This is a genomic window from Sorangiineae bacterium MSr11367 (assembly GCA_037157805.1).
In the GTDB taxonomy this organism is placed as follows: Bacteria; Myxococcota_A; Polyangia; order Polyangiales; family Polyangiaceae; genus Pendulispora; species Pendulispora rubella.
Genome location: CP089983.1, coordinates 12,355,969 through 12,381,316, shown reverse-complemented (window position 1 = coordinate 12,381,316; position 25,348 = coordinate 12,355,969). Strand labels below are relative to the sequence as shown.

General features: G+C 65.7%; 21 protein-coding genes. 12 read left to right on the top strand and 9 right to left on the bottom strand.

The window, feature by feature from the left end; all coding sequences use genetic code 11:
- The first annotated feature begins 196 nt into the window (after nt 1-196).
- Nucleotides 197-682, top strand: coding sequence for a hypothetical protein (locus LVJ94_48110; protein ID WXB04647.1), 486 nt, complete (start codon nt 197-199; stop codon nt 680-682).
- A gap of 3 nt (nt 683-685) precedes the next feature.
- On the opposite strand, the gene LVJ94_48105 is transcribed toward LVJ94_48110, so the two are convergent.
- Entirely contained in the window at nt 686-1,774 is a 1,089-nt protein-coding gene (locus LVJ94_48105; protein ID WXB04646.1) for a hypothetical protein, read from the bottom strand.
- 318 nt (nt 1,775-2,092) lie between these two features.
- Between LVJ94_48105 and LVJ94_48100 the strand changes: the two genes are divergently transcribed.
- Nucleotides 2,093-2,527 (top strand): NUDIX domain-containing protein, encoded by a 435-nt coding sequence (locus LVJ94_48100; protein ID WXB04645.1) that lies wholly within the window; start codon nt 2,093-2,095, stop codon nt 2,525-2,527.
- Here the strand turns inward: LVJ94_48100 and LVJ94_48095 are convergent.
- Nucleotides 2,520-3,443: a LysR family transcriptional regulator gene (locus LVJ94_48095; protein ID WXB04644.1), complete on the bottom strand. Its 924-nt coding sequence runs from the start codon at nt 3,441-3,443 to the stop codon at nt 2,520-2,522. The genes LVJ94_48100 and LVJ94_48095 overlap by 8 nt on opposite strands.
- A gap of 77 nt (nt 3,444-3,520) precedes the next feature.
- On the opposite strand from LVJ94_48095, the gene LVJ94_48090 reads away from it, so the two are divergent.
- Both LVJ94_48090 and LVJ94_48085 read left to right on the top strand, forming a co-directional pair.
- Nucleotides 3,521-4,192 (top strand): DsbA family protein, encoded by a 672-nt coding sequence (locus tag LVJ94_48090; protein WXB04643.1) that lies wholly within the window; start codon nt 3,521-3,523, stop codon nt 4,190-4,192.
- A gap of 20 nt (nt 4,193-4,212) precedes the next feature.
- Nucleotides 4,213-4,809 (top strand): hypothetical protein, encoded by a 597-nt coding sequence (locus LVJ94_48085; protein ID WXB04642.1) that lies wholly within the window; start codon nt 4,213-4,215, stop codon nt 4,807-4,809.
- 10 nt (nt 4,810-4,819) lie between these two features.
- On the opposite strand, the gene LVJ94_48080 is transcribed toward LVJ94_48085, so the two are convergent.
- Nucleotides 4,820-5,269 (bottom strand): cupin domain-containing protein, encoded by a 450-nt coding sequence (locus tag LVJ94_48080; protein WXB04641.1) that lies wholly within the window; start codon nt 5,267-5,269, stop codon nt 4,820-4,822.
- Between the two features lie 104 nt (nt 5,270-5,373).
- Here LVJ94_48080 and LVJ94_48075 point away from each other — a divergent pair, with 104 nt between their 5' ends.
- A complete protein-coding gene (locus tag LVJ94_48075; GenBank protein ID WXB04640.1) occupies nt 5,374-6,315 on the top strand; it encodes a LysR family transcriptional regulator in 942 nt (313 codons plus the stop codon).
- Here the strand turns inward: LVJ94_48075 and LVJ94_48070 are convergent.
- Nucleotides 6,261-7,877 carry an MBL fold metallo-hydrolase gene (locus LVJ94_48070; protein WXB04639.1) on the bottom strand — a complete coding sequence of 539 codons (1,617 nt, stop codon included), beginning with the start codon at nt 7,875-7,877 and terminating at the stop codon, nt 6,261-6,263. The genes LVJ94_48075 and LVJ94_48070 overlap by 55 nt on opposite strands.
- Before the next feature lie 240 nt (nt 7,878-8,117).
- Between LVJ94_48070 and LVJ94_48065 the strand changes: the two genes are divergently transcribed.
- A complete protein-coding gene (locus tag LVJ94_48065; protein WXB04638.1) occupies nt 8,118-9,953 on the top strand; it encodes a hypothetical protein in 1,836 nt (611 codons plus the stop codon).
- A 2-nt stretch (nt 9,954-9,955) separates the two neighbouring features.
- Here LVJ94_48065 and LVJ94_48060 read toward each other — a convergent pair whose 3' ends face one another.
- Entirely contained in the window at nt 9,956-11,329 is a 1,374-nt protein-coding gene (locus tag LVJ94_48060; GenBank protein ID WXB04637.1) for an NAD-dependent succinate-semialdehyde dehydrogenase, read from the bottom strand.
- Nucleotides 11,330-11,410: 81 nt separating this feature from the next.
- Entirely contained in the window at nt 11,411-12,400 is a 990-nt protein-coding gene (locus tag LVJ94_48055) for a matrixin family metalloprotease (protein ID WXB04636.1), read from the bottom strand.
- Nucleotides 12,401-12,602: 202 nt separating this feature from the next.
- Between LVJ94_48055 and LVJ94_48050 the strand changes: the two genes are divergently transcribed.
- Both LVJ94_48050 and LVJ94_48045 read left to right on the top strand, forming a co-directional pair.
- The gene (locus LVJ94_48050; protein ID WXB04635.1) at nt 12,603-13,655 is read left to right on the top strand and encodes a cobalamin-independent methionine synthase II family protein; all 1,053 of its coding nucleotides are present in this window, start codon (nt 12,603-12,605) and stop codon (nt 13,653-13,655) included.
- Nucleotides 13,652-14,791, top strand: coding sequence for a glutamate--cysteine ligase (locus LVJ94_48045; GenBank protein ID WXB04634.1), 1,140 nt, complete (start codon nt 13,652-13,654; stop codon nt 14,789-14,791). Before LVJ94_48050 ends, LVJ94_48045 begins: the two co-directional genes overlap by 4 nt.
- On the opposite strand, the gene LVJ94_48040 is transcribed toward LVJ94_48045, so the two are convergent.
- From LVJ94_48040 to LVJ94_48030, 3 genes are all read right to left on the bottom strand, one after another.
- Nucleotides 14,788-16,320 carry an NAD(P)-binding domain-containing protein gene (locus LVJ94_48040; GenBank protein WXB04633.1) on the bottom strand — a complete coding sequence of 511 codons (1,533 nt, stop codon included), beginning with the start codon at nt 16,318-16,320 and terminating at the stop codon, nt 14,788-14,790. The two genes, LVJ94_48045 and LVJ94_48040, sit on opposite strands and share 4 nt — an antisense overlap.
- A gap of 10 nt (nt 16,321-16,330) precedes the next feature.
- Entirely contained in the window at nt 16,331-18,025 is a 1,695-nt protein-coding gene (locus LVJ94_48035; protein WXB04632.1) for an acyl-CoA/acyl-ACP dehydrogenase, read from the bottom strand.
- Between the two features lie 72 nt (nt 18,026-18,097).
- Complete coding sequence (locus LVJ94_48030; protein WXB04631.1) at nt 18,098-18,577, bottom strand: SRPBCC family protein; 480 nt, start codon at nt 18,575-18,577, stop codon at nt 18,098-18,100.
- A 113-nt stretch (nt 18,578-18,690) separates the two neighbouring features.
- On the opposite strand from LVJ94_48030, the gene LVJ94_48025 reads away from it, so the two are divergent.
- The 4 genes from LVJ94_48025 to LVJ94_48010 all read left to right on the top strand — a co-directional run bounded on the left by LVJ94_48025 (nt 18,691) and on the right by LVJ94_48010 (nt 25,334).
- Nucleotides 18,691-19,494: an SDR family oxidoreductase gene (locus tag LVJ94_48025; protein WXB04630.1), complete on the top strand. Its 804-nt coding sequence runs from the start codon at nt 18,691-18,693 to the stop codon at nt 19,492-19,494.
- Between the two features lie 43 nt (nt 19,495-19,537).
- On the top strand, nt 19,538-20,902 hold the full coding sequence (locus LVJ94_48020; GenBank protein ID WXB04629.1) for an MFS transporter: 1,365 nt from the start codon (nt 19,538-19,540) through the stop codon (nt 20,900-20,902).
- An 806-nt stretch (nt 20,903-21,708) separates the two neighbouring features.
- Nucleotides 21,709-22,944 (top strand): HlyD family efflux transporter periplasmic adaptor subunit, encoded by a 1,236-nt coding sequence (locus LVJ94_48015; GenBank protein ID WXB04628.1) that lies wholly within the window; start codon nt 21,709-21,711, stop codon nt 22,942-22,944.
- A gap of 8 nt (nt 22,945-22,952) precedes the next feature.
- Nucleotides 22,953-25,334 (top strand): ABC transporter permease, encoded by a 2,382-nt coding sequence (locus LVJ94_48010; protein ID WXB04627.1) that lies wholly within the window; start codon nt 22,953-22,955, stop codon nt 25,332-25,334.
- The last annotated feature ends 14 nt before the right edge of the window (nt 25,335-25,348 follow it).

Genomic DNA, 25,348 nt, shown 5'->3' with positions numbered 1-25,348 from the left:
GTGTCATTTGTCGCCCCTGCCCGCCGCGCGGTACCACCAACTCATGATTGCAGCGGGCAAAAAGAAGGCCTTCTTTCGTCACACCCTCGCGAACCTGGCACGTGCGGTGCTCGTGCTGTCGTGCATCGGGGCCGCGTCGCGCACGGCCCGGGCCGAGGGGGGCGTGGGCCAGCCGTCCCCCGCACCGGCGGGGACCATGAGCAACCCCATCATCGTGCAGCTTCATCCGGAAACGGGGGGTATCCCGACCACGGTCGCGCTGAGCGGGCCTCGCATCCTGGACGACTGGGAGGAGGGTCAGCCGATCCCGAATGGCTATCACACGGAGACGAGGGTTCGCCGTGGACTGATCATTGGCGGCGCCGTGCCTTTCGGCGTCTTCTATGTCTTTTCCTTGATGGCCGCCTCGATCAGCCAGGATACCGACGAGAGGAAGAGCACGTCCGCACTCTTCCTCCCCGCAGTGGGACCGTTCATCCAGGCGGCCCAGACGGATTCGTCGACCGGAACCTTCTTCTGCGTCCTCGACGGCATCGTGCAAACGGGCGGCCTTGCGATGCTGATCAGCGGCATTGCATCGCCCAAAACCGTTCTGGTCCGCAACGATCTCGGATTCAAAATGGAATTGCGCCCAATCGCGACCAACACCGGCATGGGCCTCGGACTGGGCGGCAGCTTCTAATTTCTACGCGGCGGCGCACGCGAGACGGGCAATTCGCTCGGCGGCCCCCGCACGCACCAGAGCCCGGCCATTGGCCCCCATTTCCGCGATGACGCCGCGCCGGTGAAGCTCGCGCAGCCGCTCGCCCACGCGATGGGGTGGCGCGCAGATCCCGGCGCCCCCGCGACAGACATAGGCCTCGTTCAATTTCTCGTTTCCCGGAATGGCATTGACGACGATCATGGGCCTGCCCGCGGCGAGCGTCTCGGACACCGTAAGGCCTCCCGCTTTGCCAACGACGATATGCGCCTCTTGCACGCGGCGCGACATATCGTTTTCGAACCCCACGACCTCGGCATTCAGGTGCATGCGGGAAACGTCGCGCGAAATCGCGTCGCGCACGTGCGCCGAGGATCCACAGACCACGGTAAGGTGAACGTCGCGCATTCCGTCGAAGGAGCGCACGATCCGGCGCAGGGGGCCCACGCCGAAGCCGCCGCTGGTGACCAGAACGCGGAGCGGCTCCCCGCGCTCGGGCTCCCGCAGGGGCTCGATGCGCTCGAAGGCCGCGCGCACCGGAATGCCGGTCACCGCAATGCGATCGTGATGGATGCCGTGGCCCTCGAGCTCGTGGGCGGCCTCCGGGCATGCGACGGCAAAGCCATCGACGCCCTCCTCGGCCCAGCATGCGTGCGATGTGTAGTCGGTCACCACGCCGAAGAGCGGCATGGTCAAACGCCCCCGCCGCCGCGCGTGCCCGAGCACGACCAAGGGCAGATGATGCGTCGCCACCATCGCGCGCGGCGCCAGTGCGTCGATGGCGCGAATCAATGCGCCAAAGGCAATACGATCCAACGTGTGGCGCAACGGTTCGAAGCATCCTCCGCGCTGATTCGCCGCGAAATAGGCTGCACCGTAGAGGCAAGGGAGGGAATTTTGCCCCGTGAGGTGTGCCTGCAAATACGCGTCTCCAACGGCGCGGGGGGCGAAGTCGAACAGGCTCAACACCTCGACGGAGATGCCGCGGGCGCGCGCGGCATCGGCCAAGGCCAGGGCGGCGGATTTGTGGCCTCCGCCTACCGGGCTAAAGACAACGGCGAGTTCGGTCTTCATGGCTGCGGTCATGCATGCAGCAATCGCCGGGCCCGGCGCATTCCACCTAAGCCACGGGATGATCGATGCGCGAATGCCGCTCCCAGAAGATTGAACAGGGAGGGGGGAGGCGGGGAGGGATACGGCACAAGTCCCACCGCGCACCGAGGCTGGTTTGGGTTTTCACTTGGCTCGCGAAGCCAACTGAAAACAAAAAAAAAGCCTTGGCACTCGGTGGGTTCGCGTTGTTTCCCTACGCGCCGAGTGCGCACCGAACTTCGCGCTACCGATCGCGCGCCTTCACCCATTGGGATAACCTACGTTTTCACGGAGGCGAACTTGTCGAATCGCATCACGATGCCCGTGGCCGTCCACCTGATTCTCACCCGCGGAGACGAGGTCCTGTTGCTCCGCCGCTTCCAAACGGGCTACGAGGATGGCCATTACAGTGTCCCCGCGGGACATCTGGACGGGGACGAGGAGGTCGTCACGGCGGCGATTCGCGAAGCGCGAGAAGAATGTAGCATCGTCGTCGAACCGGCGGACGTACGGGTGATCGGTGTGATGCACCGCAAATCGACGGACGAGCGCATCGACTTTTTCGTTCGGGTGGCGCGGTGGACGGGGGACGTGCGCAACGGCGAGCCTCACAAGTGCGATGAATTGGCGTGGTACCCGATCCATCGACTGCCGGAAAACGTCATTCCCTACGTGCGGCGCGCGCTGGAGCATCCGCAAGCGGGGATCTGGTTCGAGAGCGTCGGCTTCACGTGATTCCTTGTGCTCGAATCCGTTTCTCCGCGCGGACCATCGATTCGAAAAAGCGGCTTACCTTGGGCGAACGAAAGCGCGTCGGGGGAAACAGCGCGTGGATGCCGCCGCTTCGCAGCTTCCAATCCGGAAGCACCCGTACGAGCCGCCCGGCGGCCAGATCGGCGCTGACCAGGTAGTCCGGAAGGACCGTGGTCCCTGCGCCCGCGAGCACGGCCACGTGCGCCGCCGGCGTGGCATCGACCGTGATGCGCGCACGCGTCCGCACCGTGCGCCGTCCGTGCTCGGGGTGTGTGAAGCGCCACACATTCGGCTCGGGCAGCGATCCGTTCGCGACGAAGGGCAGCAAGCCGATATCTTCCGGCTCGCTCCCGCGCCCGAGCAGCATGGCCGTCTTGGGCGTGCACACCAAGTATTGCTCCATGGTCCCGATCCGGCGCATGACGTGGCTCGAATCGCGGGGCCATCCCACGCGAATCGCCAGATCGACGGTCTGAACGTCCACCAGGCGATCGCCGAGCATCAACTCCACGTCGCAGTGCGGATAGGTGCGGGTGAACTCCGCCGCGACGGGAGCGACCACCGACGTGCCGTAGTCGAAGGGCGCGGTCACCCGGAGCTTCCCGCGCGGCTCCGCGACCCCCTGGGCGAGCTCGTCGAAAGCTTCCGCTGATTCGCGCAAGATCACCGTGCACCGAGCATGAAGAGCCCGCCCCGCCTCGGTGGGAACGACCTTGCGGGTGGTGCGCACGAGGAGCGTCGTCCCCACCTCCCGCTCCAGCCTGGCAACCTGCTGGCTCACCACCGCCTTCGTGATCCCGAGGCGCTCGGCCGCGCGGGTGAACGAGCTTGCTTCGACCACGTAGGCGAAATACGCGAGTCGGTTCAAATTCAACGGATCGCGGGAGGCCGTGCGCATTGTTTGCCTTTGGCAAACAGTCTGTATGAACTCGGTGCCTACTGCAAACAGGGGGTGGTCGCTAACAAGTACCGACCATGAAGAACGGAACGCGCCCGCCCCTGCGGCTGACGCTCATTTACGACCCCCTCTGCGGATGGTGCTACGGCGCGACGCCGTCCCTGCGGCGTTTGGCCCAGGAGGCGGGGGTGACGATGGACCTCGCCCCCTCCGGATTGTTCGCGGGCTCGGGCGTACGGCCGATGGATGACCATTTCGCCGAGCACGCGTGGGCGAACGATCAGCGGATTGCCGCGCTGACCGAGCAGGTCTTCTCGGTCCGCTACCGCGAACGCGTTTTGGCCGATCGCAGCTCGTCGCTCGACTCGGGGCCTGCGGTCATGGCGTTGACGGCCGTTCGGCAAACGGCGCCCGAGGGCGAGCTCGCGGCGCTCGAGGCCATCCAGTCCGCGCGCTACGTCGGCGGAAGGGATGTGACCAATTACGATGTGCTCGCTGAGATCCTGCACGAGGTCGGGCTCGGCGTGGCGGCCGCGGGCGTGGCGATGCGGGCGCCGGATCTCCTGGATGCGGCCATCGCGCGCATGGTCGAGGGCCGGAAGCTTCTTCGCGCGGTCGCCGCGCACGGCGTCCCCACGCTCATCCTGCGCGAGCGCGCGGAGCTTCGCGTGATTTCGAGCAGCCTTCTCTACGGGCGCGTCGAGGACTTGCTTCACCATGTCCGCTCCGCCACGAACCGCTCCAACTAGGAGCGTGCTAACCCTTGCACATGCTCGTCTCGAGAACCCCGCGCGCGCTCATGGTCCTTTCACTCGTCGCCGTTGGCTACGCGGGCTGCGCGCCCACCCCGCCGCCGAAAACCGCGTCTCCCCGCGGTGAACAGTGCATCTATGGGGCGAGCGAACCCGCCAAGTGGACCTTCATCGACGATACCTGCGGCTGCCCCAAGGGCAACGCCTTGTGCGCGTACGAAGCGAGCGTGATGCGTTGCCTCAGCGACGCCGATGAAACGGCGACGTACGGCTGCGCGAAGCTCCCCCCCGTCGCCAAAGGCAAGTCGGACATGGGTCGCATCTGGAAGCGCCTCGATCTCGCGGCGCTGAAGCTCCCCGCGGGCACCGTCAAAAAGATTCACGCTTGCATCGAAGTCGAGAACCGCAAGCCCGAGAACAACAGCTGCCCGGTCGCGACGGCGCAACCCATCTTCCCGCACTTCTTGTCCTCCTGTACCGCGGAGCTCTTGGCGCAGGAAACGTCGGCACCGCACCCGCCGAACGCGAGCCCCGAGCGCGCCCGCCCGGTCATTCTCGCCTTGGACAACTGCGACGGCGACGACTGTTGCCTGTCGCCCAACGCGAACCCGTGAACGGGGGGCCTTACTCGGCCGCGTGAATGTCGTAGGCCTTGTCGTCGTAGACGAAGAACACGCAGTCGGCACCGGCGGCGCATTGACCCCAGTGGATGGCGCGGCTCGGGTAATAGAGGTAATCGCCGGCGCCAACCTGGTGGGCGCCGCTCCCCTCGACATTCCAAATCATGGTTCCCGAGACGCCCACCACGTGTTCGGGACTCGTGTGCCAGTGTCGGTCGAAAGGGGTACCTGCTTTGAAACGAAACAGCGTTTCGGCAGCACCGGTTTTGGGATCGCCCCGGGTGACCCACCCTTCGCATCCAGGTAGGCCCTCGCACGGTGTGCCGCTCTCCGTATGGATGGAGTGGTAGACGACCGGATCGGGCGATGTGGGCGATTCCGCGTCGGAATCGGAGCATGCCAGGAAGGCAACGGCGAGCACCGCCATGGGAAAAGAATACTGCGTAAAGGGCATTTGATGTCGAGTCCTTTGTGAGAGTCCCCTGGCATGTAGCCTCTATTTCCTGCTTGCGGCAGTCCCGCGCGGACACCACATTGTTGCTCTATAGGAACAATGAAATGATCGCCGTCGACGAATTGCCCTCGCTGGCCCTCTTTGCGAGGGTCGTCCATCACCGCTCGTTCTCAGCGGCCGCCGCGGAGGCGGGCCTTGCCAAGTCGGTGGTGAGCCGGCGGGTTGCGCGGCTCGAGAAGGCGCTGGGGGTGCGTCTCTTGCGCCGTTCGACGCGCACGCTCTCGGTGACGGACGAGGGGCTGCGCGTGTACGAGCACGCCGCGGCCTTGGTGGCCGCGGCCACGGCGGCGACGCAGTCCATCGGTCAAAGCACGAAGCGCGTGCAAGGGGTGCTGCGGGTCAATGCCCCGGTGACGTTTGCGCAGATGCACCTGGCCGACGCCGTCGCCGCGTTCCTCGCGGCGTATCCGGAGGTGGAGCTGCACCTTTCGACGGACAACCGCACCGTCGACGTGGTCGAAGACGGTTTCGACGTGGTGGTGCGCATCGGGCAACTGCGCGACTCGGATCTCTACGCCCGCAAGCTCGCGAGCGATCGGCTCGTGGTGTGCGGCTCCCCCGAGTACCTCGCGCGGGCGGGTGAACCCACGTCGCCCGACGAGCTTCTGCAACACAATTGCCTGCACTACGACGTGGTGGCGCGCACGGCCGAGTGGCGCTTTCGCGGCCCCCGAGGTGCCGTGGTCGTGCCGGTGCGCGGCAACTTCGTCACGACCGACGGCACGGTGCTCTGCCGGGCAGCGCGTGCGGGTCTCGGACTCGCCGTCGCGCCGTCGTTCATGATCGCGCACGACCTCGCCGGAGGGCGCCTGCGCACCGTGCTCGATGATTGGCCGGCCAGCCCCGTCGGCATCCATGCCCTCGTGGCCCACCGAACGGGTTTGCCCCCACGGGTACGCGCCTTCATCGATTTTCTCGCGCGCCGATTTGCTCAGGGAATCCCCAAGGCCGTTTTCAAATCGTCGAAGGTGCCCGTCCGGCCGTGAACGCCGGCAAGCGTCCCCACGTCGATGCGCTGCCGAACGATGGCGTCGTAGAGCTCGCGCGTCCAGGAAGTCTTGTATGGCGGATAGGGCGGGCTAAAGAGATCCGCTTCGAAAAGGAGACGCTCCTTGGGCAGATGCACCGCGATCATGTCGGCCGCGTGGGTATTGGCAATCGGGTAGAGCACCAGCGGGAACCGGGCATCGGGTAGCGCCAGGGGTGCATTCGGAGGAACCGTCAGGAACTTCGCCCGAACGGGGGCCGAGCTCATGGCATCGGGCACGATGGTCGACGGGGCCGCGAAGACGCGCTCGAAGAAGTCGCGCGTGAGCTGCGAGACCACGATGGTGGCGCCGAGTGCCGCAAAGCGGCGCAGCCCTCCCGCGTGATCTTCATGCCAATGGGTGGCAATCACATGGGTAATGGGTTTTCCGGGGTATTTCGCGTGCACGTACCGAAGGAGAGCCTCGCTGCGCGCCTCGTAGAGGGGTGCCTCGGCGAGAACGATGCCGTTCGAGCGCTCGATGAGCATCGTGTTGTGCGTGGTGCCGGTGAGCAGCTCGACGCCGGCCGCGAGGGGGACGGAGCCAATCTCCTCTTGCACACCGTCCCCTTCGTTGCGAAATCCGAACGAGGCATACTGCTGATGCGTCTGGTGGCTGCGAAGGGCACGCTCGGCCGCCGCAGGATCGTGCACGGGCGGAGTCCCCGGCAGGTCGAAGAGCGCGGCCGGAAACTCGACATTGGTTTCGAGCTTCGTCCGCGTTTCCTGGTAGACGATCGCGCCGTCCTCGAGCAAACGCACTTCGGCGGGGATGCGGAATCCGCCAACGGTCTTCCACCCCGCGAAGGTGATCTCCAGGCCGATGTCCCGCGTCAGGTGGTTGTTCTCTTTGGTCCTCAAGGAAACGAGCTCGCGATCGCGCCATCGAATGTGGAACGACAGGGGATGCACCGCATCGTCGAGCGCGAGATCGACGAACAGCTCGCCGTGCTCGATCGACGCCCCGCGCAGCTTCACCGTTCTTCCCTCGCGCTGGGCGTCGCGGACGAGAAGGTGCGGATGCAGAAGCCGTTGCTCGCGACGTGCCGCCGCCGCACCGTCGGAGGGCAAATGGCCGGGGGGCTGGCCGACGCCTTCGTTGCCGTCGATGCGTCCGAGCGGACCGACGAGGGTCAAGGAAAAGGCCTGCGGGGGCATGGCACCGAGCGCGGTGAGCTGGCGGGAAACATCGAGCCGGCTTCGGTCGCCCGTGACATCCCACTGACCCTTGGCCGTGAAGTCGTTGACGTGGAGCGGATTCTTACCCGGCAAAAGGGCTTCGGTCGGGAAGTACCGCGAGCCCGTCGCCTCGTAGCGAAAGCTCGTCAGCGAGGCGAGCGGCGGCCTCTCGGTCAGGGTGCTCTCGAGGAACCGCCAGGCCGCAGCCCCGTCGCGCAGCGCCTCGACGCTCGCCGCGGGAATGCCTGGCTCGGGTGCCGTGCCGTTCGAGCTGCACGCCGCGAGGACGGCGAGCGAGAAGATGAGTGAGGAATAGGTAAAACGCGCGCAAAAGCGATTCATGCCATGGCTCCGTACGGGTGAAAGCGCGGATGTAGCGCTGCCCACCCATGGGCGGGAGATCCGTGCCGACACCAGACTGTTGCTCTCGAAGAACGAAGCGCGCGTGCGCGGATCTCGAACGAGTGCGTGCCACGCCAACCGGTGCGATGTGCGCCAGAAGCGATTCGCGTGACGGAAGCCTCGCGCTTCTCCCAATCGAAGAAGGGGGCCGCCTTCTGGCCCCGGTGGAGAGAGAGAAACATGATTTCTCATGTACGAAAAGCAAGTGTGCGTCTTCCGGCAACCGCGGGGCTCATGATCCTCGCAAGCCTCACGGCATGCGCGGGCTCGGCCGAAGAGTCAAAGCTCGATGGCGTGAGCGGTGGGATGCTCAGCGCCGGAACGCTGTGCACCGGCAGCTTTACCGTGACCCAAGCGTCGGATTTTGCGCCCCTCGCGGGCTGCAACGAGATCTCGGGCTCCCTCACCATCCGCGGCGGCAGCGCGGTGGACGATCTGGGGCCGCTCGCGGCGCTCCGGGCCGTCGGCGGGGATCTGATCGTCGACGGAAACACGTTGCTCACGTCGCTGCACGGTTTGGACGCTCTCGAGACCGTGGGGGGCGCCCTCACCATCCAGAACAATGCCGTCGTCGAATGGATCGGCCCCAGCCATCTCACCAAGGTCGGTGGACTTAAGATCTCCGGAGAACGGAAGCTCGAGCACATCGGGGGATTCCAGGCGCTCGAAGAAATCCAGAACAACTTCATCCTCGAACATACGCCTCGATTGTCGGCCTTCGACAAGCTTCCGGCCCTGACCACCGTTCGAGGTTACGTGTGGATCGAGGGGGACTCGGACGATCTGGGCACGTTCCGCGACTTTTCCGCGTTCGACAACGTGAGCACGCTGGGCGAGTTGCGCCTCCGAGACACGCGATTGCAGCGCGTGTCCTTCCCCCGGGTCACGGCGATCCGCGGCTCCGTCTATCTATGGCGGTGCCTCTCCCTCCGGACGCTGGACCTCGGGGGTGTCGAGACCGCCGGGGCCGTGACCCTCGACCAGGTATCGTTGTCGACGCTCGAAGGCCTGCGGAACCTGACCTCGGCAGGGCACCTCACCATCGCACGATCCTTCCTCCTGCGGGATCTTCGCGGCCTCGAGCATCTCACGACGATGACCGGCCACCTCACCCTCGAGAACACCGCGCTGACCTCCCTCACGGGGCTCGAAAATCTGTCCAAGGTGCGCGCCTTGAACGTCACCGACAACGACGACCTTCCGAATCTGCACGGCCTCGATGCGCTCGTGTCGGAGGCTGGAATATGGATCTCCGGCAACAAAGAACTGACCGAGATTGGCAGTTTGAACGCATCGACCCAGATGGAGGTCGTCAACGTTCGCGAGAATCCCAAGTTGACGCAACTCAACGCGCTGCACGGCCTGAAGTCGGTCCAATTCGTGATGGTCGAGAAAAACGATGCCCTCACGTCGCTGGGAGCCTTCGAATCTTTGGAGACGGTGAACGGTGATGTGTCGTTGGATTTCTATGCGGCCAACCATTTGACCAGGCTCGACACGTTCACGTCGCTCCGCGAGGTGAACGGCAATCTGAGCATCAGCAGCTCCGCCCTGACATCCATCGACGAGCTGCATTCGTTGAGCCAGATCGGGGGCAATCTTTCCCTGTATGCGCCGTCGCTCACCAGCCTTGCGCCACTGAGCTCCGTGACCACCTTGGGCGGTTATCTGAGCGTTCGGCACTGCGATGCCCTCACCGACTTGACCGGGCTCGATGCCCTGCAGTCCGTGGGTGGTGGGCTCACCATCGAAGACAACGCCAACCTCGCCAGCATCACCGCGCTCGCGCAGCTCACGACCGTCGGCGGCAATTTCAACATCGGATACAACAAGAAGCTGCGCAGCATGACGGCGCTGGCACAGCTCACGACGGTCGGGGGCGACTACTTTACGGTCTGGGCCAATTCGTTGCTTCCCCAGTGCCAGGCGCAGAACCTCGACGCGCAGCTTCGTGCGCACGGGTTCTCAGGCACGACCCAGATTCGGTACAACGACGAATCTGGGACCTGCAACTGACGTCAGCGGATCCAGACCGATTTCGCGTTGGTGAAGGAGCGAACGCCCTCGATGCCCAGCTCGCGGCCGAACCCGGAGTCCTTGATGCCGCCGAACGGAAGCCGCGGATCGCTCTTGACCATGCCATTGACGAAGACGGCGCCGACCCGAAGCTGCGCGGCAACGCCGTCGAGCTCCTTGGCATTGCCGCCCCACACCGCGGCCGAAAGACCGTAGACGGTGTCGTTCGCCGCCTCGACGGCCGCCGCCGTGTCCTTCACGCGCGTGACGATGGCCACGGGGCCAAAGAGCTCTTCCCGGAATGCCGCGGCGTTGGGCGGCACGTCCGCGATCAGGGTCGGGGGGTAGTACGCGCCCGCTCCATCCGGCACCGCGCCCCCGAGGAGCAGCCGGCCGCCCGAGGCCACCGCCGCCTCCACCTGCTGGTGCAGCCGCTCGCGCTGCGCGCGGCTCACCATCGGCCCGAGATCCGTGGTCTCCGCCATCGGATTGCCCAGGCGCAGCTTGCCCATGTTCTCGCGAAGCAACGCGACGAACCGATCGTATGCGCTGTCGACGACGATGAACCGCGTCGCCGAAATGCACGTCTGCCCGGCGTTCATCGTCCGGGACTTCACGCCCACCTGCGCCGCCTCCTCCAGGTTGGCGTCGCCGAGGACGACGAAGGCGCCGTTGCCCCCGAGCTCGAGCACCACCGGCTTGAGCGCCTGCCCCGCCGCCGCCGCAAAGGACCGGCCCGCGCGCGTGCTTCCCGTGAGGGTGCCCGCGGCGATGCGGCGATCGTTCAAGATCCCCGGCAGCTGATCGATGTCCGCGAACAGGTTCTGCACCAGCCCGGCGGGCAGGTCCGCATCGCGGAACACCGCCTCCAGCGCCAGCGCGCATTGCGGGACGCTCGGCGCATGTTTGATCACCAGCCCATTGCCAGCCATGAGCGCGCCCGAGGCGAGGCGCACAGCCTGCCAGTAGGGGAAATTCCAGGGCATGATCGCGAGCAGCACGCCCAGCGGCTCGTAGTGGACCGCGCTTCGGGACGCGTCGCTCTCGACGATGCGTGGCGCGAGAAACGCTTCCGCTTGCGAGGCGTAGTACTCACAGGCGAGCGCGCACTTCATCGCCTCGGCGACACCTTCCGCGAGGGGCTTTCCCATTTCGCGCGCCGCATGCTTGGCCAAGTCGCCCGAGCGGGCCTTGAGCAAGGCCGCCACGCTGCGAACGCCGTCGGCCCGCTCGCGCACCGAACGCTGCGCCCATTGCCCTTGAGCATGGTCGGCCCGTCCGAGAATCTGCTCGATCTCCGCGGCGCCCGCGAGGGGAAAGGTTCCCAGTACTTCTCCGCTTGTCGGGTCGATGGAACGAAACGGCGTCTCTTTCATGAGCTCTCTCCCTGAGCTCCACTCTCGCACGGAAACGCTTCTGCATCGCGGTCTCTTTGCCGCGCGAGGGCTTCTGGAAGCTCAGCGGCCGTCGATGTCCCTTCGAACCGCGCGCGCGGTTCGAAGGCGCCGCAGGAGAAGAAGGCTGAGCGCGCTCAACACGCTCCACACGGCCGTGAGCACCGAACTGTCCGAACGGGAAGGAGGCACCGCGCAGCCCCCGCCCTCGATGGATAAGTTGTCGGCACACGTGGTCATGTAGCCGTGCGCGGGCGTGGGATCGCACGTGCTGGCACGCACGAGGCCATCGCCGGTGCCGTGGTTTTGGTCGGGCTTGTACACGTTGCAGATGCCCGTGGAGTCGTCGGGCGAAAGGTCGCGCATCCCGACACCGAAGTACGTCGCGTACATCGTGGCGTCGGCCACCGTCGAGTGCGCAAAGCCGAGGAAGTGCCCTGCTTCGTGCGTGGCGATGCTGAGAAGGTCGACCGCGCCGGCGGGCGGAGCGTCGCTGACCGAAAGCGGCTTTGACTGCGCGCCATTGATTTCCATGTCGGCGCCCGAAATCTCCCCGGTGTCCGTGTCGTAGCGCACCGTCGTGAGCCCGAGGGTGGCGCTCGGATCGAGATGGGTCCACCCCGAATCGCGAAAGATGATGACGTTCTGGTTGGGGGCATCGTCGTTGAACTCGACCTTGTTGCACTCGACGGCCCCCAGGTAGCTCACGTCCATGCTCACCCGCCCCACCGGCGTCCCGTTCAGCGAGCACGTGGTGGCCGTCCACGTCCCGAACGCGCGCTTGAACACGCGTTCCGCGTCGCTCAGGGAGACTTGCCGGCTCGCGTTCTTCTGCAGGCTGAATCCGACACAGGCGTTTCGCCAGAAAAGCGGTTTGCCGTAAGGGCAGCAGGCGTTCTGCTCCTGCTCCTTCCAGCTCGAGCATCGATTCGTTTGGTCCGAGTCACCGGGTTCCCGGCCGGTCATCGTGCGACAGAAGCCATGCGCGCTCGGGGCGGCTCCCAGGACCATCCCCGCCGCCGCCAAGAAAAGAAAGGTTGCCTTGAAGGTCATGAAGTGGGCCCGTAAAACCCGCGTGAAAGAGAGCCCGGTGGGCTCGGTGATGTCGATGAGATGCCCGCGTATTCCAATTTGATTCTGGGCGACGCTCGAGCTGAATTCGATGAAAGAAAACCGGATGAGCAAAATTCTTTATTACGACTAAGCCGGATACGGCGCTTGTCGCCCATCCGACGGCGCTTCTAGCATCCGCGCCATGGCCATTCCCACCGAACCAATCGGAAGTATTCCGCGACCGCAGCGTTTGATCGATGCGGTCCAGAAGAAGTCCCCCGCCGACGTCCTCGAACCGTTGTTCGACGAAGCCGTGCGCGACACCCTCCGCGGTTTCGAGAAGACCGGCTCGCTGGTCCTCACCGATGGAGAGCAGTGCAAACCGAGTTTCGTGACCTATCCGATCGCGGGACTTGCGGGCTTGTCGGACGGCGGAATCACCATCCCATTCGCGGACGGGCATCAGCGCCAATTGCCGCAGATCGCGCGCGGACCGTTCCGTTATCGAGTGTACGCCGACGGATACCTCGCCCGCGCACGCAAGCACACCAAGCTGCCGGTCAAGCAAGCGGTGATCTCGCCGTCGGCGATCAGTCTGCTGTACCCCGCCGAGGGCATCGCCGATTACTCGCGCGAGAAATTTCTAGGCGATGTCGTCCGCGAGGCGGAGACGGACATCCGCCGTTGCCTCGCCGCGGGCGCGGACAGTGTGCAGATCGACTTCACCGAGGGGCGTCTATCGCTCAAGTTGGATCCCTCGGGCCAGTTGCTCGAGGATTTCGTGGCGATCAACAACGAGGTGCTGGGGAAGTTCACCGAAGCGGAGCGTGCGCGCATCGGTGTGCACACGTGTCCGGGCGGTGACCACGACTCGACCCACAGCCTCGACGTCGATTACGCGGAGCTGTTGCCGCGGTTGTTCCAGCACCGCGTGGGACGCTTCTACCTGCAGCTCGCCAGCGAGGCCGATCCCAATCGTGTGCTCCAACTGGTGGCCCAGCACCTGCCACCGGGGGCCCGGGTCTTCGTCGGGGTGACCGATCCGATCGATCCCCGCGTCGAGTCCCCCGAGGAGGTGCGCGATCGCGTGCTGGCGGCGGCGCGCCACATCCCGGTCAATCAGCTCGGTACGTGCGACGACTGCGGCTTCGCGCCATTCGGCGACGACGTGTCCACGTCGCGTGAGCTCGCATTTGCCAAGATCACGGCGCGCGTTCGCGGCACGGCCCTGGCTGCGAAGGAGCTCGGCGTGTGAGTTCGGACGTGGGCGGCGATGGCCCCCGCTTCGGGGTGGAGGAAGAGTTCCTGGTCGTGGATCCGGAAACCCGGGCGGTCGTGCCCGGATCCGAGGCGGCACTGCGGCAGGCACGGGATCGGCTCGGCGCTCGCGTTGGCGGGGAGATTACGAAGTTCCAAGTGGAGAGTCGGACCGATCCGTGCCGCACTCTCGAGGAGCTCTACACGCAATTGGCCGAGGCGCGCGCCGTGCTTGCGACCTCGGCCGCCCATGCCGGACTGCGGATCGTAGCCTCGGGTTCGCCGGTGCTCGGAAACGTCGTTTCACCACCTCTCACCGAGGGAGCCCGGCAAGCCCGCGGCGATGCCACCTTTCGGGGGCTGCACGACGAAGCGAGCATCTGCGCCGTGCAGGTGCACGTGGAGCTACCCGATCGCGAGCGAGCCTTGATGGTGAGCAACCACCTGCGGCCCTACCTTCCGCGGCTGATCGCGCTCACGGCCAACTCGCCGTACTGGGCCGAGCACGATACCGGGTACGCCAGCTGGCGCACGATGACCTGGCACCGATGGCCGGTGGCCGGTCCGCCTCCGTATTTCACCTCGGCGAAGCACTACGACGCGATCATCGCCACGCTGCAGGAGACGGGCGCCTTGGTCGACGCGGGCACGATCTTCTGGGACATCCGCCCGTCGGTGCACCTGCCGACGCTCGAACTCCGCGTCTCCGACGTGCCGATCACCGCCGAGGAATCCGCCCTGTTCGCCGCCTTGGTTCGGGCCCTCGTGCTGGCCTCTCTCCCAGCCGTGGACGCGGGCGAGCGCGGACCGATCATCCCGCCCGAAATGATGCGCGTCGCCTACTGGCGCGCCGCCCGCGATGGGATGGCAGGCCACGGCGTCGAGCTCTCCACCGGACACCTGGTCCCCGCCGCGACGCTCGCGCAGGGCATGCTCCAGGTGGCTCGGCCCTTCCTGGCAGAGCACGGAGATCTCGACCGCGTTGCGGGCTGGCTGCGCCGCGTGATCGAGGGTGGCGACGGCGCCACGCGACAACGGCGGATGGCCGCGCGCTCCGGCCGGCTCATCGACGTGGTGGACGATTTGATCGCCCGCACCGCACCGGAGAGTCGGGGCCAAGCAAAAAGCCTTTAGCTCCCGAGCTCGCGGTGGAAGAAGTCGCGCAGAGGCGCGACGTGCCGGTCAGGGCGCCGCCATTCGGCGAGCAGATCTTCCAGCAAGTGGCACTCGGCCGTGAGCTCACCGCGTCGATAGCGCCGGACCACCGGGTGGATGAAGGCACTCTCCTGGGCACGCTCTGGGGTCGGATGCCGCTCGATGGCGAAAACATCGCCATACGCACGGCGCCCCCATCGCAAGGTGACCGTGTACAGATGCGGCGCGTGCGCGAAGCGGGACACGGCATAGTCCTCGGGCAAGTCGGCATAACATCGCATCTGCCCCGTTGCCTCGTCGAGCACCAGCGCGTCGCAGAGGTATTCGAACTGTGTCCACAGCGCGGAGCTCCAGTTCACTCGGTCCAGCACGTGCGAGGTGAGTCTCTCGGACGCGGCCGGCACCTGGTCGTAGGTCAGCGGGGCGCCCTCGTAGCGCTCGCGCAGCAGGGAGGTGAGCGTGCGCAGGTTGTAGCGGAATCCGTCGATGAAGGCCGACGAAGCGCGCTTGAAGTCGCGGGCTTGGGCCATGGTGCCGGCGAAGTAGAGGCCGTCGACGTTGGTCGACTGCCAATCCGTGCGGACCGCCGGCAACCTCCCGCCGTGCACCAGCTCCGGGGTGCACTCCGGGGCGAAGATGGATGTGTTCATCCGGAAGCCCGTGCAGCGGATCACCACGTCGTAGGCAAGCGTCGCGCGCTCGCCGTCGGCATGGGTGTAGGTGATGTCCGCCTCGAAATGGTCGCCGAACCGGCGTATCTCGTCGATGGTGCAATCGAGGACCGAGTGCAACGTCTTGAACTGATAGCTGTCCAGGAACGCCCCGAACTGGCCACGCACATCCCCCGGGTGCTTGGTGTTCCACGCCAGACGCAGCGGTCGCGGGCTGGCGAGATGGATCATCGACGCTTCGCCGAGAAGGGCATTCGCCGTCTCGAACGCGGAGTTTCCCTTGCCGATGATGAGCACCCTCCGATCGGCATACGTGGACGGGGCGGTCGTCATGGTCTCGTAACCAACAGCGTGCTCGATGCCGCGAATGGCCGGAACGAACGGCTTGCCCCAGCCGATGGCCGCGATGAGGCAGCGTCCTAGAAGGGGGCCGTCGGCAGTGTGCACGAGGAAGCCGCTCCCCTCGCGCTCGAGTCGCTGCACCGCCGTGCCGTAGCGCACCGCGAGCTTGTGAAACCGCTGAAACGCGGCGAGGTAGCGCACCAGATCGTCGGCGCGCGGGAAGTAATCGCGGCTGAATTCCGGGAACCGCAATCCCGGCGAATCGTGGAGCAGCGAATTCCAATCCCATCGCAGCCGTATCTCGGGATCGGCGCTGCGCGTGTGCACCTTGTTGAGCGAAATCAACGTGCGATGGCGCGGAAATTCCCGAAAGAAACTCCCCGGTGCGGTCTCGCGTTCCAGCGTCACGTAGTCCGCGCCCGCCTGCTGCAGGTAATAACTCAGCTGCAAACCGGCGGGCCCCGCCCCAACGATGATGTAGTCGTAGGTTCGCATCGACAATCGACTACGGGTTCATTCGATACACGCCCTTCAGGGCGTCCACGTGCTCGGTCCACACCTTGCGGTAGCGCGCGTCGTCCAGGATCGGCTTTCGAATCATCTTGGTGCAGTGTTCCATCTGCTCGGTCGTGCTGCTCGGCTTACTGTACAGATTCAGGGCGAGGCGCGAAAAGTCGCGCACCATGAAGTCGAAGATCTGGTCGACCAGTTCGCCCTCGATGGCGTAGAGGCGCGCGTTCTCCAGAATCAATTGGGCGTAGACGACCAGCGCGAAGAGTTCCCCTCCGGCTAGTAGAAAATCGACATCTTTGAGCTGTGATTCGCTCGGGGGTGCCGCCGCCAGCATCGCTTTGAAGAGCGACGCCTGCTCGGCAAAGAGGCGCACGTTCGGCTGCTCGAACCCGACGAATGCGCGGGTGTAGTCGTGAAATCGAATTTTGCTCAGCCCCTTGGCCGGCCCTTGATGAAACAGAAAATCGTCGTGGACGGCCTGGTCGCGCCGCGGAACGTCGGGAAGCTCGGCAGGGAAAAAGAAATAGCTGGGCATGAACTTCACGATCAGCGCAATGTTCACGTGCACCGTACCTTCCAGCTTCGGTAGCGCGCGAATGTCGATGGCCGCCTGGCCGAAATAGGTACTCTTCTCGAAGCCTTTGGCGGCGATCACGTCCCAGAGCAAGTCGATGACCGCTTCACCCTGCGTGGTCACCTTCATCTTCACCATGGGATTGTACAAAAGGTAGCGTCGGTCCTCGGCGGACGCCGAACGCATGTAGTCGGCCGCGCGCAAGGCGAACAGTTTCATGGCCACGAGCCGGGCATAGGCGTCCACGAACATCTGTTTGACGTGCGGGAAGTCGGTCACGTGCATGCCATACAGGCGGCGATGGGCCGCGTGATCGATGGCCTCGTAAAATGCGTGCGTGCAAATCCCGATGGACGCCCAACCGAGATTGTATTTCCCGATGTTGACCGTGTTGAGCGCGGCGTTCCACGCCTCCTGGCCCTTTTCCAGAATATCGTCCTCTCCGACGGGGTAATCGTGGAGCGCGTATTCGGCCACGTAGTTCTGGCTGGAAACGACGTTTCGAATGCACTCGAACGCCTTGTGCTGGGAGTCGGCGGCAAAGAAGACGTAGTCCCCCGTGTCGAGCTTTCCGAACGTCGACACGAGGGCCGCCTGGTTGGCATTGCCGATGTAGTACTTGCGGCCATTCGCCACGTAGCGCCCATTCGCGGCCGGCGTGAGGTTCATGTCGGTGGAATAGATATCGGCGCCGTGCTCCTTCTCCGAGAGCCCGAAGGCGAAAATCCCGCCCGCCTCGAGCATGGCGGCGGCACGGCGCTTGAGCGGTTCGTTCGTGCTCATCCAAATGGGGCCCAGCCCCAGCACCGAAACTTGCCACGTGTACCAATACTGCAGTCCGTAGAATCCGAGTATCTCGGCGAATTCGCAAATGCGCCAGGTGTCCCAGCGGGCGTCGGGTGCGCCGTACCCCGCGGGGGTGCACATGGTGGCGAAGATCTTCTTCTCTTTGACGAAACCGAGAAAATCCGAATACCAGACACGCGCATAGTAATCGTCCAGGAGCTTCTGCTTCCCCTTGTTCTCGAAGAACGCGATGGTGTCGACCATCACCTCCTTCGAACGCGCATCGTGGTACGAACGACTGTGGTGCTTCGGGTCGAGTAGGATCATGGGCCCCCTCCAAGCCGACCTACCTTCGCGCGATTGCCCGTGCGCTGCAACCCGCGCGGCGGGCGTTGTGCCTCAGCTCCGTTTGCTCGTGGGCAGGCCGTCGGGGAAGCGATCGGGCACGAGATTCAGTTGCACACCGTGCTCCAGAAGCGCTTTTGCGCCCGCCAGCAAGAACGAAAAGCCCTCGGTCGAGTCCACGAGCAATTTGGCTATCTCGGCGGGGCTGCCGCGGAATCCGGAATTGGTGATGCGGACGAAGGTCGTGCCGTCCGGGCGTGCGGTAAAGACCCACTCGACATCCGTGGGGTAACCATAGCCGGACCATTCGACGACGATTCGCTCGTTGGGCTCGATCACCTTGACCTTGGCCGTGCTCGAGAAGTCGTACCACTGCCAATCCCACTGCACCGTCTTGCCCGCCTCGAGCTTGCCGCTCCCGTGGCTGAACCAGATTTTGCTGGTGATGGCCGGATCGACGAAGGCCTCGAACACCTTGGCCACCGGGCTCCGAATCAGCATCTCGGCCCTGGCGGCCAGCTCTTGAGAACTCATGGTTTTCTCCTCTGGTTTACTGCAACCTTTTGGTTGCACGTGATGTAGCAACCGCCCCGCCGAGCCGCAACCATTTAGTTGCACTTCAGCTCGCACTCCTCCACGATGCGGACATGGCGGAGTTCGACGGCAAGGTGGCTCTGGTTTCCGGCGGAATGAGCGGCATCGGGCGGGCCACCGTGGATCTGCTGCTCGACCGGGGTGCGTCGGTCGCCCTGTGCGGGATCGACCCACGGGAAACGGAACGGGTCGCCGCGGAGTTGGCGGGGAAGGCAGGGACGCGTGCCCTGGCCCGCACCGCGGACGTGACCCAGGAGTCCGAGGTCGCCGATCTGATCGCGGCCACCGTGGAACGCTTCGGCAGGTTGGACGCCGTGGTCATGGCCGCAGGTGTGCAGACCTATGGAACGGCCGCCGACACCGCGGCCGCGGATTGGGAGCGCACCTTCGCGGTGAACGTCACGGGGGCGTTTCTCGTGGTCAAACACGCGCTCCCGCACTTGCGGGCCAGCGGCCGTGGTGCCATCGTGGCCGTCTCGTCGGTGCAGGCGTTCGTATGCCAGAGCGCGGTCGCCGCCTACTCGGCGACCAAAGGCGCGATCAACGCGTTCATCCGCACGGTGGCGCTCGACGAGGCCCGGCACGGTGTCCGCGCCAACACGGTCTGCCCCGGATCGGTCGACACACCGATGCTTCGTGCGAGTGCCCGGCGATTCAGCGACGGCTCTCCTCAAGGCGAGCAAGCGATGATCACACAATGGGGATCGGCGCACCCGCTTGGACGAATCGCGCGGCCCTCCGAAGTGGCCGAGGTGATCGCGTTTCTGGCCAGCGAGCGCGCCAGCTTCGTCACGGGGACCAGCCTGCCCGTGGACGGTGGCCTGTTGTGCACCGTCGGCGTCGCGTTGCCGGATTGACGAGCGCCTTGCCGGAGGCGGCGAACCGTGAGCACCTGGGGAGATGCACGACGCCCCCGCGCGACACGATCCCGCTCCTACAGGGACCGCGCCGAAGAGCCCCGTTCTGGCCATCATCGGCGCGTCGTCCGGCAACTTGGTCGAGTGGTTCGACTTCTACACGTATTCGTTCACGGCGATCTATTTCGCCTCCGCGTTCTTTCCCTCGGGCGATCCGACGACCGAGTTGCTCAACACGGCCGGCGTTTTCGCCGTGGGCTTCTTCATGCGGCCGCTTGGCGGGTGGTTGTTCGGCCGCCTGGCCGACAAACTCGGGCGGCGCACCTCGATGATGGTGTCGGTCCTGATGATGTGCTTCGGCTCCCTCATGGTGGCCTGTTTGCCGACCTACGCCACCGTCGGCAAGCTCGCACCCGCGCTCTTGCTCGTGGCCCGGTTGATTCAAGGGCTGTCGGTGGGCGGCGAGTACGGCACGAGTGCCACCTACATGAGCGAGGTGGCGGTGGCCGGCAAACGGGGGTTCTACGCGTCGTTCCAATACGTCACCCTCATTGGCGGGCAGCTGCTCGCGGTGTTGGCGCTGGTCATCCTCCAGCAGCTCCTTTCGGCCGACGAGCTCAAGGCCTGGGGCTGGCGCATCCCCTTCGTGCTCGGTGCGCTCGGCGCCGTGGTCGCATTGTTCCTGCGCCGCTCGCTGGTGGAAACGAGCAGCGCCGAAACGCGCCACGACGAGAAGGCCGGCACGTTGCGTGGGGTGCTGCAACACCCGCGGGCGCTGCTCATCGTGCTCGGGTACACGGCGGGCGGCTCGCTGGTCTTCTACACGTACTCCACGTACATGCAGAAGTACCTGGTCAACACGGCGCACCTGGCGCGCGAGACGGCGAGCCAAGTCATGACCGCCGTTCTCTTTTGCTACATGCTCATGCAGCCCGCGTTCGGTGCCCTCTCCGACCGCATCGGCCGGCGTGCATCGATGCTCTGTTTCGGCGTGTTCACCACCTTGGGCACCGTGCCGCTGCTCACCGCCCTCGGCCAAGTGCAGTCGCCGATGGCTGCATTCGCGTTGCTACTGCTCGCCCTGGCGGGGGTAAGCTTCTACACATCGATCAGCGGGCTGGTGAAAGCGGAAATGTTCCCGCCCGAAATCCGCGCCCTGGCCGTGGGCCTCTCGTACGCCATCGGCAATGCCGCATTTGGCGGGACGGCCGAATATGTGGCCCTGCGGTTCAAAGCCCACGGCCTCGAGCGAGGGTACTTTTGGTATGTCACCGTCCTCGCCGCCGTCGCGCTCCTCGCATCGTGGGCCATGCCCGATCCGCGCAAACACGGTTACCTCCGCGACGAAGCCGCGCCCCCGGGCAAAGGCGCACCCGCCCCGTCCGCGGTGGAGAACGTGGACGGTTAGAGGCCTCCGACACCTGCAAGAAAGCAGTACGCGGCAAAGGTTCACCGCGATACGCGCTCCGGGCTCGGCGAAGGTCCGCGGCTCGCCGGCACGCGTTAACGTGACCGCGTGGGGGCGCGCACCGCCACGGGCGGGGAGGGGGGCGGGGTGTCCGGGACTGTCCGGGACAGGCGAACGGCTGTCCGGGACAGGGGCGCGGTACGGGTCCGAGGCCTTTTTCGACGGGATGCGGATTGGCACTGCGTTGGCAATGCGGCGGGTCAGACCTTGGAGTGCGGAGCTCCGGATGCCGCCCTCGCAAGGTCGCGGATTTGAATGATGGGTTGCCACAAGGTACGAGTGGGAGGCAACAGCCCTCCACGTGCCCGTTGACGCGCGGAGCCACCCCTACGGGGGTCCAGCCAGCGGGAACACCACGTAGAGCGGTGACGGGAGGCGCTGCGGGCGCGGACCGGTAGCCGACATCCACGTTGGGGAAGCAGCGCAAAAACTGCTCGCATCTACCGGAACCTCTTACCCCTCATTTTTATCTGGCAGCGAGAAGGCCAGAAGAAGAACGTCTGAGGTTGCGCGGAACGCGCGATCACGCCCCCGTTTGTCCCCCCCCTCCCCCACTCCGGCATGAGCTCCACGTTCACTGCCCATAAAGAAGCGATTGCCACCCGTTCTCTGGTCGCGCCCCAACCGTCCGGCTGTGGGAATCGCCGTCCTGCGGGCGGACGGTCCGTTCGGGATAACCGGACGTCTCAATACGAGAACCGCGTACCAACGCGGATGGCACATGCGTTGCTCGGGGACGCGATTCGATGGACATTCCTCGCGTCCCACGCGCGGCCCGCCGCCAATGGCTCCTTCCGCTTCTCGGCTTGGTCATCGTGCTGCTCGTCACGGTCTCCGTGGGCCGGCTCAAGGCGGCGGCGCCGACCCTCGACCGGTCCGCGTTGTGGCTCGGCACCGTGAAGCGGGGGCCGATGCTGCGGCACGTGAAGGGCAATGGTCGCCTCGTGCCCGAGCAGACGCAATGGATCACCACCGAGACCGCCGGTCGCGTCGAGCGGATCTCCGGCCGGCCGGGGATGGCCGTGCAACCCGACACGCCGCTGATGGAGCTCACCAACGCCGACCTGATGCTGCAGGCGCTCCAGGCGGAGCGTGAAGTGGCCAGCGCCGAGGCCGACCTTCTCCAGATGAGCAGCCGACTGCGCACGCAGCAACTCAAGGAGCGCGGGGCGTTGGCCACGCTCGTCGCCGAGCGGATCGATGCCGAGCACCGCGCCCATGCGTACACGAACGGCGCGGGCGAGGTCTTCACGGAGCTGGACGTCCACCGGATGCAAGCGCGCGCCACCGAGCTCACCTCGCGCGTCGAGATGGCGAAAGAACAAATCGACGTCGTGGCCCAGAGCCTTCGCGATGAAATTGCGGCACAACGGAACCAAATCGGCCGCCGCCGCGAAGTCGCCGCATTCCGAAAGCAGCAGGTGGCCGCCATGCACGTGCGCGCCGGAGGGAGCGGCGTGCTGCAGGAGATCCCTGTCGAACTCGGGCAATGGGTCGTCCCCGGCACCGTCCTCGCGAAGGTGGTGCAGCCCGAGCGGCTGAAAGCCGAAATCCGCGTGTCCGAGGTGCAGGCGAAAGATTTGATCGTCGGGCAGCACGCCGAGGTGGACACGCGCAACGGCATCGTGGCCGGCCACGTCGCGCACATCGCCACCGCGGCCCATCAGGGAACGGTGACCGTGGAGATCGCGCTCGACGGCGATCTGCCGAAGGGCGCACGCCCCGATCTCAACGTGGAGGGGACCATCGAATTGGAACGACTGAACGACGTCTTGTTCGTGGAGCGCCCCGCCGGCTCGGAGACGGACGGCCCTTCGACGATCTTCCGGATGACGGCCGGGCAAGCGGAAAGGATCCGCGTCGTCCTGGGGAGAAGCTCGGTCAGCACCATCGAGGTGCGCGAAGGGCTCCGCGAAGGCGACGAGGTGGTGCTGAGTGACATGGCACGATGGGACAGTGTGGACCGGGTCAACGTTCGATGAATGGCACCATGCACGATTTACGCTTTGCATTTCGACAATTGGTCAAAGCCCCGGGCTTCACCCTGGCCGTTCTGCTGACCCTCGCGGGCGGCATCGGTGCCTGCGTGGCGATCTTCTCGGTCGTCAGTGGGGTGCTCCTGCGCCCGCTGCCCTACCCCGAGTCCGACCGCCTCGTGGTGATTCGAGAAACGAACCCGCCACGTTTTCCGGAGTTCCGCCCATCGGCGGCGCATTACTTCGAATGGCAAGAAGCGACGACGCAGTTCGAACAGCTGGTGGCGGTCCGCGCGGGCTCGCGAAGTCTGACGGGCAGCGCTGAACCCATACGCGTTCGCACCCTCGGCGTGACGCCCAACTACTTCACGGCGCTGCGCACACCCCCCGAGCGAGGGCGCGGCTTTGCCGCCGACGACGCGCTTCGGGGCAACGACGGCGTGGTCGTGCTCAGCCATGGGCTCTGGCAGCGCAGGTTCGGCGGACGGCCCGACATCCTCGAGCAGACCATCCAGCTCGATGAGCATGCGTTCCGCGTCATCGGCGTGATGCCCGAGGCCTTCGAGTCCGGCGACCGCAGCGAAGTGTTCACGCCGCTCGTCTGGCCCGAAGGGGCGGCGCACGATCATGTCTCGCGCATCGCCGACGTCTTCGGCCGCCTCCGGCCGTCCGCCTCCCTGGAGAGCGCCCAGCGCGAGGTGGCGCGCCTCTCCGAGCAGATGGCCGAGCAAAACCCGGACAGCAAGGGCTGGGGCGTGAAGCTCGTTCCCATGCTGGAGTTCCGCGTGAAGGGCGTCCGGGCCATTCTGATCTCCCTGCTGGGCGCGGTCGCGTTCCTGCTCCTCATTGCGTGCACCAACGTGGCGAACCTCCTGCTCGCACGCGCCACCACGCGCACCAAGGAGATCGCCACCCGCACCGCGCTGGGTGCGAGCCGAGGGCGCATCGTTCGTCAGCTCCTCGTGGAAGCCATCGTGCTCGCCGGGCTCGGGGGCCTGCTCGGTCTCCTCGTGGCGCATTGGGGCGTCGGCGTCCTCACGTCGCTCGCCCCCGACGACTTCCCGCGCCGGAGCGAGGTGGCCTTCGACCTCCGCACGGTGGCCTTCGCGCTCGCGCTCAGCCTGCTCACGGGGCTGATCTTCGGGCTCGCCCCGGCGATCCAGACGGCACGCGTGGACGTGAACGAGCTGCTGAAGGGCGGCGGACGAGGCGCAAGCGCCACGCGTCGTTCCCGAACCTGGCGCGGCACCGTGGTCGTCGTCCAGGTGGCGGTTACCCTGATGCTCCTCGTCGGCGCGGGGCTCCTGATGCGCACCTTTGCCGAGTTGGAGAAGGTGAATCCGGGGTTCGAGCCTCGAGGAGCCCTGGCCGTTCGCGTCTCCCTGCCCAAGGAGCGCTTCGCCACGCACGAGCAACGCGTGGTGTTCACCGAACGGATCGCACACCGCCTCGCCGCCCTGCCCGGTGTCCGCGCCGTGGGCGCCTCGCAGTTCGTCCCGTTCACGCCCGGGGGCGATTACACCTACTTCCGGACCGACGCCCAATCCGCAACCCGCACCGCCGAACTCCCGGCCACGAGCACCTTCTACATCAGCCCCGATTACTTCAAGGCGATGCACATCCCCGTGATCCACGGCCGCCCCTTCGAGAGCTTCGACACCGCGAACGCGGCCCACGTGGCCATCATCAACGAGACGATGGCCAAGACCCACTTCGGTGGCAACGCCCTCGGCAAGCGGATCACCGGCGTCCCCAACGAAGACTGGCGCGAGATCGTCGGCGTCGTCGGGGACGTGAAGCAGGAACTCGACGGCGCGGCGGAGATGCAGCTCTACGAACCCTTCACGCAGATCTCCGCGGGCGTCGCCGTATTCGTAATTCGGCACGACGACGCCACCGTCCGGCCCGACGCCGTGCGAAGTGTGATTTACGAGATCGACAAGAACCAGTCCGTCGACAGCCTGAAGCCACTCCCGGATTGGGTCGCCGAATCCATCTCCGGCCAGCGCTTCGCCATGCTGCTGTTCGGCGTCTTCTCCGGGGCGGCGCTCCTCCTGTCCGTCGTCGGCGTGTACGGCGTGACGGGCTACGCGGTCACGCAGCGCGAAAGGGAATTCTCGATACGATCCGCGCTGGGCGCGCAGACCCGCGACATCGTGCGATTGGTCTTGCTCCAGAGCGGCAAGCTCATCGCCGTCGGCGTCGCCACGGGCCTCGTGGGGGCGTTCGCGCTCGCGCGGCTTTTGGATCCGTTCTTGTTCGGCATCAGCCGCTACGATCCGTTGACCTACGGCGGGATCGTGCTGCTGTTGATCGTCGTCGGCGGCGTGGCCGCGCTCGTTCCTGCCCTGCGAGCCCGGCGCGTCGACCTGATGTCCGTCCTGCGGGCCGAGTAGCGGTATAGTGCCAC